This is a genomic window from Lederbergia citrisecunda (assembly GCF_018343695.1).
GTDB lineage: Bacteria > Bacillota > Bacilli > Bacillales > Bacillaceae_C > Lederbergia > Lederbergia citrisecunda.
The window spans coordinates 2,687,741-2,706,665 of record NZ_JAGYPJ010000001.1 but is presented as its reverse complement, the minus strand read 5'-3'; the positions used below and the strand labels follow the sequence as shown (position 1 = coordinate 2,706,665).

General features: G+C 35.6%; 9 protein-coding genes. All 9 read left to right on the top strand.

Annotated elements, in window-relative coordinates:
• Nucleotides 1-107 precede the first annotated feature (107 nt).
• The 9 genes from KHA93_RS13365 (at nucleotide 108) to KHA93_RS13325 (ending at nucleotide 18,662) form a co-directional block, all read left to right on the top strand.
• The gene (locus tag KHA93_RS13365; protein ID WP_233711158.1) at nucleotides 108-794 is read left to right on the top strand and encodes an IspD/TarI family cytidylyltransferase; all 687 of its coding nucleotides are present in this window, start codon (nucleotides 108-110) and stop codon (nucleotides 792-794) included.
• A 143-nt stretch (nucleotides 795-937) separates the two neighbouring features.
• Entirely contained in the window at nucleotides 938-1,540 is a 603-nt protein-coding gene (locus tag KHA93_RS13360) for an SDR family oxidoreductase (protein WP_233711157.1), read from the top strand.
• Between the two features lie 3 nt (nucleotides 1,541-1,543).
• Nucleotides 1,544-2,815, top strand: coding sequence for a CDP-glycerol glycerophosphotransferase family protein (locus KHA93_RS13355; protein ID WP_213111180.1), 1,272 nt, complete (start codon nucleotides 1,544-1,546; stop codon nucleotides 2,813-2,815).
• A 3-nt stretch (nucleotides 2,816-2,818) separates the two neighbouring features.
• Complete coding sequence (locus KHA93_RS13350) at nucleotides 2,819-3,961, top strand: CDP-glycerol glycerophosphotransferase family protein (RefSeq protein ID WP_213111179.1); 1,143 nt, start codon at nucleotides 2,819-2,821, stop codon at nucleotides 3,959-3,961.
• 124 nt (nucleotides 3,962-4,085) lie between these two features.
• Nucleotides 4,086-6,674 carry an SH3 domain-containing protein gene (locus KHA93_RS13345; protein ID WP_213111178.1) on the top strand — a complete coding sequence of 863 codons (2,589 nt, stop codon included), beginning with the start codon at nucleotides 4,086-4,088 and terminating at the stop codon, nucleotides 6,672-6,674.
• A gap of 355 nt (nucleotides 6,675-7,029) precedes the next feature.
• Nucleotides 7,030-10,542: a CDP-glycerol glycerophosphotransferase family protein gene (locus KHA93_RS13340; protein ID WP_213111177.1), complete on the top strand. Its 3,513-nt coding sequence runs from the start codon at nucleotides 7,030-7,032 to the stop codon at nucleotides 10,540-10,542.
• 283 nt (nucleotides 10,543-10,825) lie between these two features.
• Nucleotides 10,826-10,978 carry a hypothetical protein gene (locus KHA93_RS13335; protein WP_213111176.1) on the top strand — a complete coding sequence of 51 codons (153 nt, stop codon included), beginning with the start codon at nucleotides 10,826-10,828 and terminating at the stop codon, nucleotides 10,976-10,978.
• Between the two features lie 70 nt (nucleotides 10,979-11,048).
• Nucleotides 11,049-11,639, top strand: a complete 591-nt coding sequence (locus tag KHA93_RS13330) for a hypothetical protein (RefSeq protein ID WP_213111175.1) — start codon at nucleotides 11,049-11,051, stop codon at nucleotides 11,637-11,639.
• Between the two features lie 27 nt (nucleotides 11,640-11,666).
• A complete protein-coding gene (locus tag KHA93_RS13325; protein WP_213111174.1) occupies nucleotides 11,667-18,662 on the top strand; it encodes an Ig-like domain-containing protein in 6,996 nt (2,331 codons plus the stop codon).
• The last annotated feature ends 263 nt before the right edge of the window (nucleotides 18,663-18,925 follow it).

Sequence of the window (18,925 nt, the reverse complement as noted above, 5' to 3'; positions counted from 1 at the left end):
AACTTTAAAAATAAAGTAGTTTTCTGTCTTACACGTGCCAAATTTCGCACAATTCCAGGTGATATAATCGTAATAACTTAACCATAGGATTGAATAGGAGCGGAGCTATGTCAAAATACAGTTTAATCTTACTATCTGGCGGTATTGGCAAACGAATGCAGTTGAATATCCCAAAACAGTTTCTACTGCTTGCAGGAAAGCCAATTTTTATTCATGTGTTAGAAAAAGTAGATTCAATAGAAGAAATAAAAGAGATTATTATTCCTTGTCCAAAGGAATTCATAGAAAAAACCCAAGCTATCATAAATGATTATGGATTTTCTACTCCAATCAGTTGCATTGAGGGGGGAAGGTCAAGGCAAGAATCGGTTTATAAGGGTCTTTTGGAGGCTTTACTTGACCATGTGATTATTCACGAGGCGGTTCGTCCTTTTGCATCTAGAGAAGAATTCAAGTTACTCATCCAAGAGAAAAATGAAAGCGCTATATACGGATTGGATATTCCTTTCACTGTTTTAGAAGGGAAGTCGTTTATTGAACGGAACTTGGAGAGGGATCGTCTTGTGAATGCCCAGTTGCCACATAAATTTCAGAGAAAAAAACTTTTATACGCCCATGAATGTGCTCGTGAGGATAAGCTAGAGTTTACGGAGGATGCTAGTCTATTATTTCATTACTTTAAATCTGAGATCAAGATCTTAAAAGGCAGTGAGTATAATATAAAAATCACGAAACCGATAGATCGGAAAATTGCAGAAGCGGTATACAAAGAATCTATCTTAATGGAGGATTAATAATGTCAAAAACTTGTATTATTACAGGTGCAAGTCGTGGGATAGGAAGAGCGATCACCACATCCTTAAGTTATCGAGGGGACATTACGAACTTTGTATTAATATCTAGAACAGAATCGTGACTAGAAGAAACAGCATTGTTAATGAACAAATCAAAAAATATTGAAGCCTATTCAGTTGATCTAACGCAGTATGAAGAGGTAGCGAAGTTAGTACATGAAGTGGGTAAGAAGTACGGAACGATTGATATGCTGATTAATGTTGCTGGTTATGCTAATCCAAAATCGATTCTTGAAACGTCGATAGAAGATTGGGAGAAAACATATAGCATTAATGTCCATTCCATTTTTAACATTACGAAGGAAACGGTCAAGTTTATGAAAAAAACAGGTGGACAAATTTTGAATGTTGCTTCGACGGCAGGTAGTACACCACGTCCTGGTTGGTTATCTTACGCATCGTCGAAGGCAGCGATTATTAATATGTCGCAAACGCTATCTGAAGAACTATCCGATTATGGGATTTTAGTGTATTGCATTTCCCCGGGAAGATGTGCAACGGAGCTACGAAAAATTTTAGCCCCAGATGAAGACCCAAGTACAATTATGCAGCCCGAACAAGTTGGAGAGGTTGTTAATCAGCTGTTATCGGATGATGGGATATGCCTGGACGGACAAAATATTATTGTAAGGAAGCAAATAAGCAAAATGGTAAGTCCAAAGGAATCTAGTTTATTGAGGCGGTAATTCATGAACATACAAATGCTACAAATCGTGCTCCTTTTTTTAATCCTACTCTCAGTGAATCGTCCTTTATTAAAAAAAATTAGACTCATCGCGAAGCGAACAGTCGTTGTGGCGATTCATTTTTTATCTAAGCTCGTACCCAAATCTCGAAACCTCGTCGTATTTGGTGGAGAAAATGGACAAGGGTTTAGAGGGAATACAAAATATTTATTTCTAGAAATGGCGACAAATACTGACCTTCATTGTGTATGGATTTCAAAAAATAATAAAATCATTTCATATTTATTAAGGCAGGGTTTTCATGCTTGTAAACACCATTCTTTAAAAGGGATTTACTATCAATTACGCGCGAAGTTGGTTATCCATTCGCATTCGATTAATGACGACTTTAGTAAATCCTTTTTAGGAGGAGCAATTTCATATAATACATGGCATGGTGTTGGTTTAAAGAAAGTATGGGGTGCGAATAAAAATACTTTTACATATAAGGTGTTCCATGATACTAGTATGATAAACCGCTTTTTTGGAAGTTTCGTTGTAAAAACAAATCTAGCGAAAATTAATTATATGGTGTCAACGAGTAAAAGGGTTTCTACCTATTATCCGGAAACGTTTTTAGTACCGAAAGAAAATGTGTTGGAGCTAGGACAAGTTCGAAATGATGTGTTTTTTAAAGAGACGGAAGAAGATGAGTGGATTCCGGATTGGATAAGAAATGAAAAAATCATTTTGTATATGCCGACACACCGAAATTTTGGAAAACTCGAAAGGGATATTAATCTTGTATTTGATTTTCAGAAATTGAATGAGTTGTGTGATCGAACCGGCTATAAGTTTCTGGTTAAACGCCATATGTATAGCAGCGGTCAAGTGCCATCGATTTACGAACATATCATTGATATAAGTGAAGTGTCATATGACCCTCAGTTGTTGCTAAAATATACCGATATATTGTTAACTGATTATTCGAGCTGCTATACAGACTTTTTATTATTGGATCGCCCGGTCCTCTTCTATTGCTATGATTTAGAACTGTATTTACAAAAATCCAATGAAATGTATTTTAATTATTTCGACGTTACGCCAGGTCCAAAAGTAAATCATTTTCAAGAGTTATTAAGGGAACTGGAACAGTCAATGGAAAACCCGGACTTCTATAAAGAAGATCGGAAGAGAGTATTAAGTATATTTTATTCAAAGGAGAATCAGCAGGAAGTACTTCAGAAGCAAATTGATTATATTTATACGAATATATTAAAGTTGAAAGGTAGGTAGTTTATGAGGCTGATACCTACTATCATCGTAAAATACATATTAAGAGCTTGCTATAGTTTATTTTGCATTATTTTTAAAGTCGATCCGTATAAAGTGACATTTGCTTCTTATCGGTCAAGTATGTTGAAGGATAATTTAGCCTTTATTTATGAGAGAATGATTGAAAAATATCCTGATTATAAAAGACAACTACTATTTAAGAAATTCAATAGTACATTGATAGGAAAAACCCAATACATTTTTCATATGATACCTGCCTGCTATCATTTGGCAACCTCGCGTTATTTTATCGTAGATGATTATTACTTTCCAATTTACGCCATTAAACCACGAAAGGGAATGGAAATTATCCAACTATGGCATAGTGTAGGGGCATTGAAAAAGTTCGGATTGAGTACTGTTGGCAAACCTTTTGGACCAAGTGAAGAGTACTTAAAGCATATAAAAATACATGGTAATTATTCGAAGGTGTATGTCAGCTCATCTGTAGTCATCCCTTATTATGCAGAAGCTTTTAATATGCCGGCTGAGAACATATTTCCACTAGGAGTGCCTAGAACGGATTATTTCTTTTCAGTGGAAGCTATTGAAGAAATTAGGTCCCGCTTTTATATTGTGTTCCCAAAATTGATTAGAAAAAAAATCATTTTATACGCACCTACGTTTCGTGGAAAAAGTCATGATCAAGATGAATTTAAGCTACCATTTGATTTGAAAGTGATGGCGGAAAACTTGAATGATGAATATGCGCTACTCATCCAACTGCATCCGTATATGAGGACGGATTTGCAACTGGATCATACGTTTTCCTACCAGATAAAAGATGCTTTTGTCATTGAAGAACTGTTAGCAATTACATATATTTTAATAACAGATTATTCAACGGTTTTCTTTGACTTTAGTTTATTAAATCGCCCGATGATTTTTTATCCATATGATTTAGAGGATTATATTAGGATCAGGGATTTCTATTATCAATATGAGGAAGTTATTCCAGGGCCGATGGCTACCGATACGAATACGCTAGTTCAATTAATAAAAGAAGGATCTTTTAGTGATGAAAAAATTTCTTCTTTTCGGAATCTTTTTTTTGATTATCAAGATGGAAAAGCTGCAGAGAGAATTGTGGAGCATATATTTAAATAGTTACCCGAGGAGAATAGACATTATTTTGATCTGTTGATTAAAATAATGTCTTTTTACTTATTTCATTTTTTGCTATTTTTGACGATAATTGTATTATGAAGATGGAAATCTAGTAGAGAATAATATGGAGCGTGAACAGATGAGGCTAATGAAGAAGCTTTTTGTACTGACAGCAATGATGCTACTATTTTCGCATGTGACAATGTCTCCATTTAATAGTTTGATCGTTAAAGCGGCAAGTAACACGCAAAAAATCCCAAAAACAACCTTTCAAACGACAGATAATTTGAATATGCGCAGTGGTCCAGGGGTGAAAGATAGAATTATCTTTACGATACCTAAGAAAAATAAGGTCACGGCGACAGCTATAAAAGACGATCGTTATAATGTTTCCTATACATATAAATTACAAGGGAAAAATGTAACGAAAACAGGATGGGTTCATAAAAATTATTTGAAAGAATACTATCAGTATACGAACATGAGCAAAACTTATTTTGAAACTTTAAAAGCAACAAATCTTCGCTCTACTGCTGATACAAAGAAAAAAGTAGTTAGTAAGATTGCTAAAGGGAATGTCGTATACTCAACGCAAAAAGTAGTTAATAGTATTGGCCAAACGTGGTATAGAGTTTCCGTTGGCGGGAAAAATTATTATGTTTCAAGTGGTGACGTCAATAAGACTGCATTGCAGTCTATTACGCAAACAAAGTACTTAGCTAAGAATGAGACGGATCTCTATTCTTCATATAGCACTACTTCTACGAAACTTACAAAAATCCCAAAAGGTACTTTGGTTACATCAAAACAGCGAATTGGAAAATGGTATAAAGTCACGTTTAATGGAAAAACAGGCTATATAGCCATAGAAAATTTAGTGAAATTTGTTAGTCCATCTGAAGAGAAAATCGGTCAGGGAACTTACTTTACAACTTCTAAATCAGACTTAAAGCAATACGCTCATACTCTATCTAATACACTAGGCTCGATTCAACAAGGTGTAAAAATTGTTCCAACCCACAAAACATCGAACGGTTATTTGAAGGTTAAGTATGATGGAAAAACTGGGTATGTTTTGAGTTCTACATTAAAAATTGTAGAGGATACTGAACCACCCCGGGATGACTCTAGTAAACCAACAGATGAAAATGGTGAACAAAAACTTGAAGGAACAAAATTTAAAGTCATAGATAAACTAAATTTGAGAGAAAAAGCGAGTACTACTTCTACGATTTTGGACACCATTCCTAAAGGAGAAGTTGTATCACCTACACATAAAACAAGCAATAATTGGTATAAGATTGTTTATAAAAGTAAAATTGGGTATGTGTCAGGAGACTTTTTGGAGGAACTAAAAGCTGTAGAACCACCTAAAGTAGAGTCACCAACGGAAGAACAGAATAAAGAGGAGCCACCTAAGGTAGAGGCTCCGAAAGAAGAACCGCCTTCTGAAATCATTACAGAAGTGGGGATACCTGAGAAAACGTTTTGGGTAAAAGCGGACTTGAACTTAAGAAAAAATGCCGATACTACTTTCAATTCACTATTAATAATCCCAAAAAACATAATAGTTATTCCCACCCATAAAACATCTAACAATTGGTACAAAGTTAAATATAATGGGAAAATAGGATATGTTTCAGGGACTTATTTACAAGAAGTAATAACCGGCAATCCAATGAACAATCGATCCGGATACCAATTTATCGATTTGAGAACACAATCACCTGTTGCAGCAGCGCAAATTAATAATTATATCGCTAATTATGAAAAATCGAGCGGTAAAAAGAGTGTTTTGAGTGGGAAAGGACAAGTATTCATTAATTCGGGCAATAAGTACGGAGTGAATGCTCTATATTTAGCAGCCCATGCGATTCACGAGAGCGCTTTTGGAACGTCTAGTTTATCCTTTGGAAAATATAACTTCTTCGGTTTCGGAGCTTTTGATGCAACACCATATGTGGGTGCCTATCGTTTTCCAGATATCGATTCAAGCATTGACTTTATTGCGAGTGAAATGAAGTCTACGTATCTTAATCCAAGTAATTGGAAGTATAAGGGTGCAATCTTAGGTTATAGCACAAAAACGCTAAGTAATGCGAGAGTTGATGACCTCAGTGAAGGAATGAATTTCTATTATGCCACTGATTTGAATTGGGGACAAAAAATTGCCAGCCATATGGAGAAAATTTTGGCATATGATAAGGCTTATTACGAGAAGGCGTCAATCAATACAACGGTTCCAGTTAGGCCAAGTACACCTGCAGGTAGTGATGTATTTCCAAGCGATGTTATAGCAATTTCTAATAGCACCTTATACCTGCACAGCAAAAAAGGTGGAAGTGATTATGTAAGCAGTATAGGAAAAGGAAAATCATTTGCAATCCTCGAAAAAACAAATGACTACTGGGTAAAAGTGAAATACGATGGCAATGTTTACTGGACGAATAACATTAGATTCGATGTCTATAAAAGCTATCTTACTGTTCAAAATCTTGGAAGAGTCAATGTATCAGAATTAAATATCCGACCAGAAGCGAATACGAATAATAATCCAGTTGGCCAATTAAAACTGAATGACTATGTTTCTATCGTATTGAAAAAAGACGGAAGTTTAACGATGGATAGTACAAAAACTTGGTATCAAATCAATTTAACGGACGGGAAAACGGGCTGGGTTAGTAGTCAATATATTACAAGAGAACTTAAATAAATATTTATGAAGCTTGCTGCAAAATGTAGCAGGCTTTTTTTAATGAGAAAGTTCTTCAATTTCGAAATTTCATCAATTTTTGCTGTAATTTTCTCAATTCTCGATCAATTTTTATCAAATGTTTTCGAGAGTTCACCCCTTATCAAATATCATCATTTAATTTCTAATTATCATCAATTCCTAGTTTATTCTTTTAATCGGAAAGTCTCTTTTTTCGATTTAAATACCATCTCCAAAAAGTTAGCATCGTCACTTCACTTTCTTTTACCGAACATTTTTCTCATATACAAATATTTCCCGCCATTTTCGGAAATACTTCCTATTGAATTCAAGCATCAAAGGGGTTGCAACGAAGATGAATAGGAAGGTTCTAAAACGAAGGATTAAATTCGTGGTGGATCCGATCACCGATTATGTATTTCGGGAAAGTAAGCGGCGGGTCCAACAGTATGCACGTTTTTACCAAAATTGCCGCGTGAAGAAAAAGACGATTCTTTATGAAAGTCGTGACGGAAATAGTATGACTGATAGTCCATATGCCATGTTTAAATATATGGTCGGAAATCCTGATTTCAAGGACTATACGCATATTTGGTCTATTCAAGATTTTGCAGCTGTTTCCAGTGTAGTATCTAAATATCGAAATTACTATAATGTAAAATTCGTAAAGCGGAACTCAACGGAATATCTTAAGTATTTGGCGACTTGCGAATATCTCATCAATAACTCCACTTTTCAAAATTTCGTCATTCCCAAAAAAGATCAAATTTACATCAATACGTGGCATGGGACTCCACTAAAATTAATGGGATTTGATATCCCAGGGAATCCTGTCCAATCCCAGAATGTTGTTCGGAACTTTTTAAGCACCGATTATTTAGTAAGTCCAAATTCACATACGACAAATATGTTTACAAAAAGTTATAAACTAAATGGCATTTACTCAGGAACGATTATTGAAGAAGGATACCCGCGGATTGATTTAACCTTGAATACTGATCCGAATGAAATGAAACAACGCTTACGATCTTATGGTTTGACAACTGACAATCAGAAGCAACATATTTTGTACGCACCAACGTGGAAGGGAACGAATGTCTCGAAGGTCAATAATGATATTCATCATATCATTGCGGATATGAACGATTTAGAGCGAAAAGTTGGAGATAAGTACAATGTCCTAGTAAAGGTACATCCTTATTTATACAAGGAGGCATCCAAGCATGCTGATCTACAGAATCGCCTTGTTCCTGATTTCATTGATACAAACGAAATACTTTCGGTAGTCGATCTTCTAATTACCGATTATTCCAGCATCTTTTTCGATTTTCTCGTCACGAATAAACCGATATTGTTCTATACATGGGATCTAGATGTGTATAACGATGAAAGAGGTCAATATTTAAAAAATAACGAGCTTCCAGGGCCGCTTCTATTTAATGCGATAGAGCTTGTCGAAGCCATTCGTGATATTGATAACGTGCGGGCTGCCTATCAAGAAAAATATGATTCCATGAAAAAGAGATTCACAAACCATGATGATGGCCATGTTACGGAAAGAATCGTGAATTTAATTTTTAAAAACTCGCAAGAAAAGCTAAATACCATCACAAATCTTAATTCTTCCAAGGAGAAAATCTTAATCTATCCAGGTGGAATGAGGAATAACGGAATCACTTCCTCGTTCATCAACTTAACAAATAATATTGATTACGATACATATGATGTCAGTTGTTTTCTGCCAGCTTCTAGTGATGATGAATTTTTAAGAAACATTGAGAAAATCAATAAAAATGTTCGCTTGATTTTTAAAGGTGGCACCCCTGTTTACAATATCGTAGAGCATTATCGTGATAAATTTATACATAATCGGGGCCGAAATGGATTATTAGCGAAGAAGTTATACCCTGAACATATTTTTGTAAGGGAGCATCAAAGGTTATTTGGCAAGTCAACTTTTGATTATTGCATTGATTTTAGCGGCTATAGTCTTTATTGGGCAAAATATATAATGGTTGCCGATGCGAAAAAGAAATTATGCTTCATGCATTCCGATATGCTTTCAGATAGTGAAAAAGTAGTAAATGGAAGAAGACCGCACCGAATTAATTTACGAGGGCTATTTTCGGTCTACAATCAATTCGATAAGCTCGTTAGTGTTTCTAAGGGAACGATGGAAGTGAACAAGGCTAATTTGTCTCGATATGCAGCTGAAGATAAGTTTGATTATGTGTTGAATTCCATTAACCCGGAGAGGATTTTGCAAATTGAAGTAGAGGAAAAAATGGAGGAACAGCCCCCGTGTGTGGAACATTTTCGAGCACGAGCAGTGATAACCGGGGACAGTGCTTGGAATCTACCTCCTTTTTACGAAGGAGCTAGACTGTTTACATTAGGAACAGAATTGAAAGATGCCGAAATTTTGATCACAAGAAAAGCGGATTCTTACTATAAATTTAGTCATAATAACCAAGTAATTGGCTGGATTAGTGCTGATTCAGTCGAAATGCTTCCTGATAGCATTTTAGTCGAAAAAGATATTCAGAAAATAGCAAAGGTAACAAATCCGAAAGGGAATCAAATTTGGTCCAAGCCTTATAAAGTTCCAGGCACAGAGAAAATTTCAGGGAGTGCGGATTATAAGAATGTAATCGTTGATATTGATAAAGAAGTGGAAACTTCGCGTGGAATGTATAGCAGGATTTCCATTAATGGAACGGTTCTTGGCTGGATTAGCAATTCTGCCCTGCAAGTATTAGAAGCGGATATTTTTAAAAGAAAGCTATTGAAAACAAGAAATTATCGCTGGAAAAAGAATGTGATCAAAAATATCGCGAATCGAACGTTGAGTGAAGTAAGAGTAATAAGGCCCATTTATGCAAAAATTGCACACCCTAAACATCATCTTATTTATACTCACGCCCACACTCATTGGAATGCTAAGGAAATGGCTCCTGCAAAATGGTTGGAAGGCGAGATCGTTACAATTAAAGCGGCAATCAAAACGAGATATGGCGATAGCTTTTTATTTTATCATGAAGGTAAAAAAATTGGCTGGCTTGATTCAAGCGCTTTTGAAATGTTAAAAGGTTCGACGTTAATCAAAGAGGTTGAAGTATCAAAAACAGCAGAGTTGAATGTAGGAAAAAAATACTCCATTTGGACGAAACCATATGGACTTGAAGGAGCGGAGAAAGTAGAAAACGTGGAGCTTGAAGGTAGCACGGTCCTTATCGATCGAGAAGCAACGACATTAAAGGGCACATATTCGCATGTTATGTCTTTCGGATGGGTGAATAACAAAGCTTTGCGGGTTCTCGGCATGGATGTGGACGGCCGCAATATCCTTGAACCGAGCAGTGAAAATATCAACTTTGTAACGATGGGAAGGCTTTCGCCAGAAAAAGGACAGGATAATTTGATTAAGGCGTTTGCTCGTTTCCATAAAAATCGTCCTAATAGCAAACTTTATCTATTAGGAGAAGGAGCTTTAAAAAAGCAGCTCCAGAGCCTAATCCACGAAAACAATCTAAATCATTCCGTTTTTCTTCTTGGCCAAGTCGAAAATCCTTTTTCTTTCTTGAAAAAATGCGACTGCTTTGTCCTCTCATCCCATTACGAAGGCCAGCCAATGGTATTGCTAGAAGCGATGACACTCGGGATGAATATTATTGCTACAGACATTGTTGCTAACCGGACTGTACTGGAGAATGGTAAATATGGGTTGCTAGTGGAAAATAGTATTGAGGGACTAGAAAAAGGTTTGGAATATATGGCTACACAAGGTGACATGTACATGCCTGCTCAATTTGATTACAAATATTATAACGAAATGGCGATGGAATCGTTTTATAGACCGTTAAAATAAAGAATGGAGCTATCCACAAAATGGGGTAGCTCCTTACTTCATAACTGGAGAACAATCTCTTCCATGACAACTATTATCTAGTAAAACACATAACATTTCCATTTTTATAGTAAAAATGCACTAGACATACTAGTATTATATTACTATATTGGTAATATGAGTAAATTTTGACAAGTATCTATCTTTTATGTATTTATATTCCAATATTTTTACTCTAATAAAAATAATGTTGAAAAAAGATGATTGAAAAAAAAAAGACAGCGATTAGGAAGGAGTTGTTGTAATGAACGATAAGAAGCAGCAGGTACATCTTGCTGCGATTTTAGAGTTATTGCACAGCAAAGGGTATGAGGAAAAAATTACGCTTAGGCAATTGGTAACAGAAGCGCAAGAATTGTTAAATCCATTGATTATGAAAAAGGAAACTCCAAAATAATCATTAATAAAAACGAGGGGATGGATATCCGAAATCGTAAGCATGTTTATTTAAAGAAAGAGGATGGATTATGAAGAGGTTTATTTTTTTTTTGTTTCTGTTTCTAACATTTAGTCTTTCAATCTACTACGCGATATTAAACGTACCAAAATCTGATGGTAAGTTAAGCAATTTAGTGGGGGAGAAAGGAAACGAGGAGTTTTCGGAGTATAAAAAAATTCCTGAGTCAGAGAAGATAGTACTAACGGACAGAGATATTATTAACACAAATAGCGGAGGACTTCCGAAAAATGAAATTATCAACGGATTAGATAAGACGATGTCTTCGGAAAAAGAAAAGATTGAAGAATATAAAAATAGAATTCATCAATTAAATCGACAAGCTGACATGCAGCTTTATGTATTGCTGGATAAAGCTGCAAAAGAATATACAGAGAAAAAAGAAAGAAAGCTTGATCTATCTAGATTCGAAGCAAAATACAATGCAATCTATATAACTTATGAGAATCAGATAAATGAAGAGTTTACTCTTCTTGCTAAAAACTTTGAAGAAGAAGCAAAACAGAATGCGAAAAATTTAAGCTTCGTAGACGATTTTAATGATCAAAAAGTTAGTAGAAGAGATCTATTTAGATCTGAATTAAAAAAACTGAAACTTTAGAAAATAATGGTGTAGGGGGAATATCGGTTGAAGAAGATTATTATTCTGGCCATGTGTTTGCTATTGGTTATGCCTGGACCGGGGTTAGCCAATACAGGGTCAGTACAAAGTGTGAATGAGGTTATTAATGAAAACAGCCAGGCACCTGTCATTAAAAGCCTAGAACTGCCAGACGAAGTACATAAAGAAGAACTTTTTACAAATGAATCTAATGACATTAAAGGCCCTGTTTTTGAAAAATATGAAGTAAATGCTCCTGATGTGGCTGTGCCTGGGAATATTATTTCTTTTAAAGCAAAAGTGATAGATGTATCGGAGATTGATCAGGTATATGTATTATTCGAAAATCCTTCCGGTTCTGTGAGTTACTACCAAAATCTCTATTTTGATGAAACAACTAGTGAATGGCTTGGAGAGGTTGAAGTAGGCAGAAATTTCGAACCGGGTTTTTGGAGGGTAAGATTTTTTAGTAGTGATATATACGGAAACTATAGTGAAGAAATAATTGAAGAAAAAATAGAAATTCAAAATGATTATGACTATACACCTCCTGTAATAGAGGATGTAAAAGTAAATGACTCTACATACAATATTGATGATGTGATTACGGTAAGTGCAAAAATTACTGATAATGAATCTGAAGTTAATAGTGTTGTAGCGGAAATGCAAAATTATGATAACGGTGGATATCAAGTATTTGAATTGTTCTACAATTCGGATACGGGATTATGGGAAGGTTCATATAATGTTCAGAAAAGGAATCCTAGTGGAACATGGGAATTATCAATTAGAGCAGAAAATAGTTCAGAGCTTTATGGATATTCGGATTCTATTACTATAGAGATCAATAATGAAGATAATGACGGTAGTCCTCCTACATATGAAGGAATCGAATTTTCTACAAGAGATGTCAGTACTGGTGGAAATCTCATTATAACTGCGGCAATTGCCAGTAAAGGAAAAGAAGTCGCATATGTGAGTGGGAGTTTATATAACCCCTCTGGATATGGACGCCATATAGAATTTTCCTATGATGACGCATCTTATAAATGGATTGGACAATACCAATTCGACGAATGGGATGAAGATGGTGAATGGATATTCAAGGAATTGATAATCATCGATGAATATGGAAATGGAGAATGGGTTGAACTTGAAGATGTTATAAATTATGATAATCCAACTTTTGATAATCAACCTCCTACGATAAAAGATGTTTTCATTTCGCAAGAAACAGCTAATGTAGGGGATGAAATTGAAATCCGAGTTAAAGTAGATGATGATAAGTCCGGAGTAAACCAGGTTTGGGGTAATCTAAGAAAACCTGATAGTGATCATTCCATTTATATTGATTTTGAATATGACGATGAAACTGAGGAATGGGTAGGGTCTAAAACTATTCAAAGAAACCATCAGCCTGGTGAATGGCAAATAAATATTTCAGCCAATGATAATGCATGGAATTTTACGGAATATCTTTCTGACAAAACAATTGCTATTGTTAATCCTAATGGTGATTTTATTGGACCCGTTATTGATCATTATGAAATAAATGTACCTGAGATTTCTGTACCAGGGGACATCATACCGGTTAAGGCAATAGTAACAGATGAGTCGGGGATAGATTATGTAAGTGTTGTAATGGAGTCTCCTTCTGGTTCGGGCTGGCACTATGGTCTCAATTATGATGAAACTACTGGCGAATGGCTAGGAGATATCGAGATAGAAAGATATTTTGAACCCGGGATTTGGACCATAAGGTTTGAAAGTCGTGATATACATGGAAACTATAGCGAAATTGAAATTAATGAAAAAATTGAAATTCAGAATGACTTAGATCTAACACCACCTGTAATAGAGGATGTAAATATTAGTAATAATACATTCAACGTTCACGATGAAATTAAGATAAGTGCTAAAATTACCGATGATGAATCCGCTGTCAATAGTGCTATAGTACGAATGTACCATACTGATAGGGGATACAAAGAATTTGAATTGATCTACAATCCGGATACGGAGCTATGGGAAGGATCATATATTATTCAAAAAAGTATTCGTAATGGAACATGGGAATTAACAATTAGGGCAGAAAATAGTGATGAGATTTATGGTCATTCAGATTATATGAATATTGAAATCATAAATGAAGAAAATGACGGTAGTCCTCCTGTTATTGAGGTAATCGAACTTTCCTCAAGAGATATTAGTTTAGGAGAAAATCTTACTATAACAGCTACTATTAATAGTAAAGGTTCAGAAATAGCCAACGTGAATGGTACAATATTTGGCCCTTCAGGTGATGGACGCTATATTGAATTTATTTATGATGATGCAACAGAAACATGGATTGGAAACTACCAATTCAGCAAATGGGATGAAGGTGGAGAATGGACCTTTGGAGAATTGGAAATTGTTGATGCATACGGAAATTGGGACTGGATTCGTCTTGAGGAAATTGTAAATTATGAAAATCTGAATTTTGATAATCAAGCACCTACTATAAAAGATGTTTCAATTTCGCATAAAACAGCTAATGTCGGGGATGAAATTCAAATTCGGGTAAAGGTAGAGGACGATAAGTCCGGAGTAAGTGACGTATGGGGTAGTCTATCACAGCCTGATAATGAACATAATATTTATCTTAGCTTTGAATATGATGATGAGACTGATGAATGGGTAGGAGTCAAAACGATTCAAAAAAACCACCCACCGGGTGAATGGCAAATTCATATATCAACTGATGATAATGCGGGGAATTATGAGCGTTATATCTTAGAAAAAACCATTACTATTGTTAATCCTGATGGAGATTTTACACCACCAGTAATCCATAGTGTCAAAATCCACCCGAAAAATATTAATGTAGGTGAAAAATTAACAATCACTGTCGATGTCACTGATGATAAAACAGGTGTACAGGATGTATACGCATATATAAGATCTGGTATGAATAGAGAATATCAAAATCTTAAGTTAAGATTCGATCCTATTACAAATAAATGGATTGGGACATTTACTGCAACCGAGAAAACGCCTGATGGTGCTTGGTCACTTTCTGTAGATGCATACGATGGTAATGAAAACTATTCTTATGAGTATATTGAAGAAGCATTTTTCGTCAACAATCCTGATGGAGATTTTACAGGTCCAGTACTTAAAGATTTAAAAATTGAACCAGAAGAAATAATTGCGGGAAATAGAATAACCTTCATCGCAACTGTAGAAGATGATAAATCGGGAGTGGCTTTTGTTCAATTAAAAATATATGGTATTGGAAATGTGTATTTAAAATTTGATGAAAAATCGGGTAAATGGGTTGGTTCTACTGAAATACCAACTAATGTATACCCGAATACTACATTTGATGGACTTTTTATTTCAGCGGACATGAAAGGAAACGTAACTGAAGAATGGCTTGATGAAGTATTCACAGTTCAAAATCCTGATGGTGATTATACGCCTCCGACACTAGAAGAATTAGAAGTTTCCACGGAAACCGCTCAGATTGGAGATAAAATTGACTTTAGTGTAAAAGCTTCCGATGATAAATCAGGTGTTGATAAGGTTTATGTAAGTATTGGTGGAAAACATGGTTCCTCTGCTGAAGTTGAATTAACATATGATGATAAGAATGAAGTTTGGACAGGAAGCTATGTTGTCAGTAAATATGATACGGCTGGAAACAAGAATATTACCATAATCTTATCCGATAAAAACGGAAATAATGATTTCGTTTTAACGGATAAAAATATTAACTTTGTAATAGAGAAAACAGACTCAAGTAGTATCACTATTGGAGAAATTAAAGTAACACCTGAAGTGAATGTGAATGAAGAACTTATTATCTCAGCCGAGGTAACTAATGAAGAATCAGGATTAAGATATGTATATGCAATCATGAATTATGATAATGAAGACTCTAGGTATGTACGTTTGTTCTATGATTCTATTGAAAATAAATGGATAGGTACTTACAAAGTTCAGCAAAATGACTTCGATGGGGAATGGAGCTTAACTATAGAGGCCATCGATCATGATGGGAATGTAGGGTATAAAGAAGGTCCTGCATTTATAATCCACAATCCGAATGTAGACACTGTACCACCTACTTTAGAGTCTTTAAATGTAAGCAAGTTTGTTGGAAAACCAGGAGAGACCATCCACTTCGAAGCGAAGTTGTATGATAATCAATCTGGAGTAGAATCAGCAGAAATTCAATTGAAAGAATTCGATTATTATTTATCGGATAAAAGAATTACACTTACCTACGATGTTTCAAAGGACGCCTGGGTAGGTAGTTATACTATTCCAAACTATTCATCTGCCGGATTACATGAAATCTCTATAGAAGCATACGATAAAGCTGGAAATTTTATGAGAAAATATATTCAGGATTATTTAATCATTGTAAATGACAATCCAGATTATACTAATCCAGTAATAGAGAACATTGATTTTAATCCTAAAAATGCAACTGTTGGAGATACAATTGAAATAATTGCTGATGCTCATGATTTGGATTCAGGGATTAAAGTTGTTCGTGCTTACTTAGTTAAGTTTGATGGTTTTATAGAAGAATATTACACTAATTCGGTAGATATGAAATATGATGAAAAATTAGGAAAGTGGAAAACAAGCATTATTATTGAAAACAATGCTCCGATAGGATTAATGAACATTGTAGTTTGGGCAGAAGACTACGCAGGAAATACAATGTTTAAACTTGCTTCTAATATGCTTGAAATCGTTGAAAAACCAAAAGAACATAAAAAAGTGGTTGTAAATGAAGTTAGTGATAACGATACATTAGTTACTGGCGCAGCTGAACCAAAGACAACTGTTTTTGTTAAGGTTGGATCAACAACCCTTGGCTCAGTCGAAGCTGGAAGCAATGGGGCATTTTCAGTACCAATCAATAAACAAAAGGCAGGTACAATCCTAACAGTTTATGCGGTTGATAGAGCTGGAAATCAAGGGGAGTTAGTTAATGTAACCGTCGTAGATAAAACGCCTCCTTCCATGCCAACAGCATTAGAAGTGAGTGATAAGGATACAATCGTGACAGGGGAAGCGGAAGTAGCGTCAACCGTTACGGTCAAAACGGATAAGGAATTATTAGGTACTGCCACAGCAAATGAAAGTGGTAAGTATACTGTTACTTTAAAGGCTGCACAAAAAGCGGGCACAGTGCTGTATATCACAGCAAAAGATAAAGCAGGCAATGAGAGTGAAGCTAGAACGATAACTGTCGTAGATAAAACGCCACCTTCCATGCCGACAGCATCACAAGTGAGTGATAAGGATACGAAGGTGACAGGAGATGCAGAAGCGGAATCTATTGTCACGGTCAAATCGGGTAAGGAAGTCTTAGGCACTGTTGAAGCAGATAAAAATGGTAAGTATGCTGTTACTTTAAAAGCTGCACAAAAAGCGGGCACAGTGCTGTATATCACAGCAAAAGATAAAGCAGGCAATGAGAGTGAAGCTAGAATGATAACTGTCGTAGATAAAACGCCTCCTTCCATGCCAACTGCTTCACAAGTGAGTGATAAGGATACTAAGGTGACAGGAGATGCAGAAGCGGAATCTATTGTCACGATAAAATCGGGTAAGGAAGTCTTAGGCACTGCTGAAGCAGATAAAAATGGTAAGTATGCTGTTACTTTAAAGGCTGCACAAAAAGCGGGCACAATGCTGTATATCACTGCAAAAGATAAAGCAGGCAATGAGAGTGAAGCTAGAACGATAACCGTTTTAGATAAAACTCCTCCTTCTATGCCGACAGCATCACAAGTGAGCGATAAGGATACAAGGGTGACAGGAGAAGCAGAGGTAGACTCAAAAGTCACTGTAAAAGCAGGTACTAAGGTATTGGGAACGGCCACAACAAATAAAAATGGTAACTATACTGTTACTTTAACATCAGCGCAAAAAGCGGGCACCGTCCTATCTATCACTGCAACTGATCTAGCTGGAAATGAAAGTGAAGCAAGAAAGATTACAGTAGTGGATAAAACTCCACCAACTATTCCAACAGCTTCACAGGTCAGTGATAGGGATAAAAAGGTGACCGGAAAAGCAGAGGTAGACTCAAAAGTAACTGTAAAAGCAGGTACTAAGGTATTAGGAACGGCCACAACAAATAAAAGTGGTAACTATACTGTTACTTTAACATCAGCGCAAAAAGCGGGCACAGTTCTAATTATCACTGCAACTGATCAAGCAGGAAATGAAAGTGAAGCAAGAAAGATAATAGTTGTGGATAAAACTCCACCAACTATTCCAACAGCTTCACAGGTCAGTGATAAGGATAAAAAAGTTACCGGAAAAGCAGAGATAGACTCAAAAGTGACTGTAAAAGCAGGTACGAAGGTATTGGGAACGGCCACAACAAATAAAAGTGGTAATTATACTGTTACTTTGAAATCAGCACAAAAAGCAGGCACGGTCCTATTTATCACCGCAACTGACAAAGCAGGAAATGAAAGTGCGGAAAGAAAAGTCACCGTTTTAGACAAGACACCTCCAAGCATACCAACTGCTACTAAGGTTAGTGATAAGGATAAAAAGGTGACTGGAAAAGCGGAAGCGGGCTCAAAAGTTACTATCAAAGCTGGTAATAAAGTTGTGGGAACGGCCACAACAAATAAAAGTGGTAATTATACTGTTACTTTGAAGTCAGTTCAAAAAGCCGGAACGGTTCTCTATATAACCGCAACCGATAAAGCCGGGAATATAAGCACGGCTAGAAAAGTCACCGTAAATAAAACGCCACCGGCCGCTCCAAAAGTAAACAAGGTAACAATTAAATCGACTTCCGTTATTGGAAAAGCAGAAGCCAATTCAATCGTGTATTTGAAGGTTGGAAGTAAAGTCATTGCATCAGGTAAAGTGGGAAATAACGGAAACTTTTCGATTATGCTCAAAAAGCAAAAAGCCGGAACTACTCTTCAAATTTATTCAAAAGATAAAGCTGGAAACGTTGGGAAGGCTGCAAAGGTGACGGTTAAAACGAAATAAAAGTAGAGATGGTGGGAGTATAATTCCCACCATCTCTTTTATTAATTCTTATAGAAAATATATAAAGTAATTGTAAAGGGTTCTATGGGATTGTAGAAAATTTACAATTAATTGTTGAAAATCGGACGATAATTTTTTATGTTTTAAAAGATAATTATTACAATCAACCACAAATATAGAACTTACAATATAGTTCTCCAATGAAATCAAACCACTACAATTAATTACAAAACTCCTCTATTTAAAAATTATGCCGTCTATAT

Bases quoted from the DNA above. Each gene is read 5' to 3' on its own strand.
- KHA93_RS13365 (WP_233711158.1), top strand. From the start codon at position 108: ATGTCAAAATACAGTTTAATCTTACTATCTGGCGGTATTGGCAAACGA.
- KHA93_RS13360 (WP_233711157.1), top strand. From the start codon at position 938: ATGAACAAATCAAAAAATATTGAAGCCTATTCAGTTGATCTAACGCAG.
- KHA93_RS13355 (WP_213111180.1), top strand. From the start codon at position 1,544: ATGAACATACAAATGCTACAAATCGTGCTCCTTTTTTTAATCCTACTC.
- KHA93_RS13350 (WP_213111179.1), top strand. From the start codon at position 2,819: ATGAGGCTGATACCTACTATCATCGTAAAATACATATTAAGAGCTTGC.
- KHA93_RS13345 (WP_213111178.1), top strand. From the start codon at position 4,086: ATGGAGCGTGAACAGATGAGGCTAATGAAGAAGCTTTTTGTACTGACA.
- KHA93_RS13340 (WP_213111177.1), top strand. From the start codon at position 7,030: ATGAATAGGAAGGTTCTAAAACGAAGGATTAAATTCGTGGTGGATCCG.
- KHA93_RS13335 (WP_213111176.1), top strand. From the start codon at position 10,826: ATGAACGATAAGAAGCAGCAGGTACATCTTGCTGCGATTTTAGAGTTA.
- KHA93_RS13330 (WP_213111175.1), top strand. From the start codon at position 11,049: ATGAAGAGGTTTATTTTTTTTTTGTTTCTGTTTCTAACATTTAGTCTT.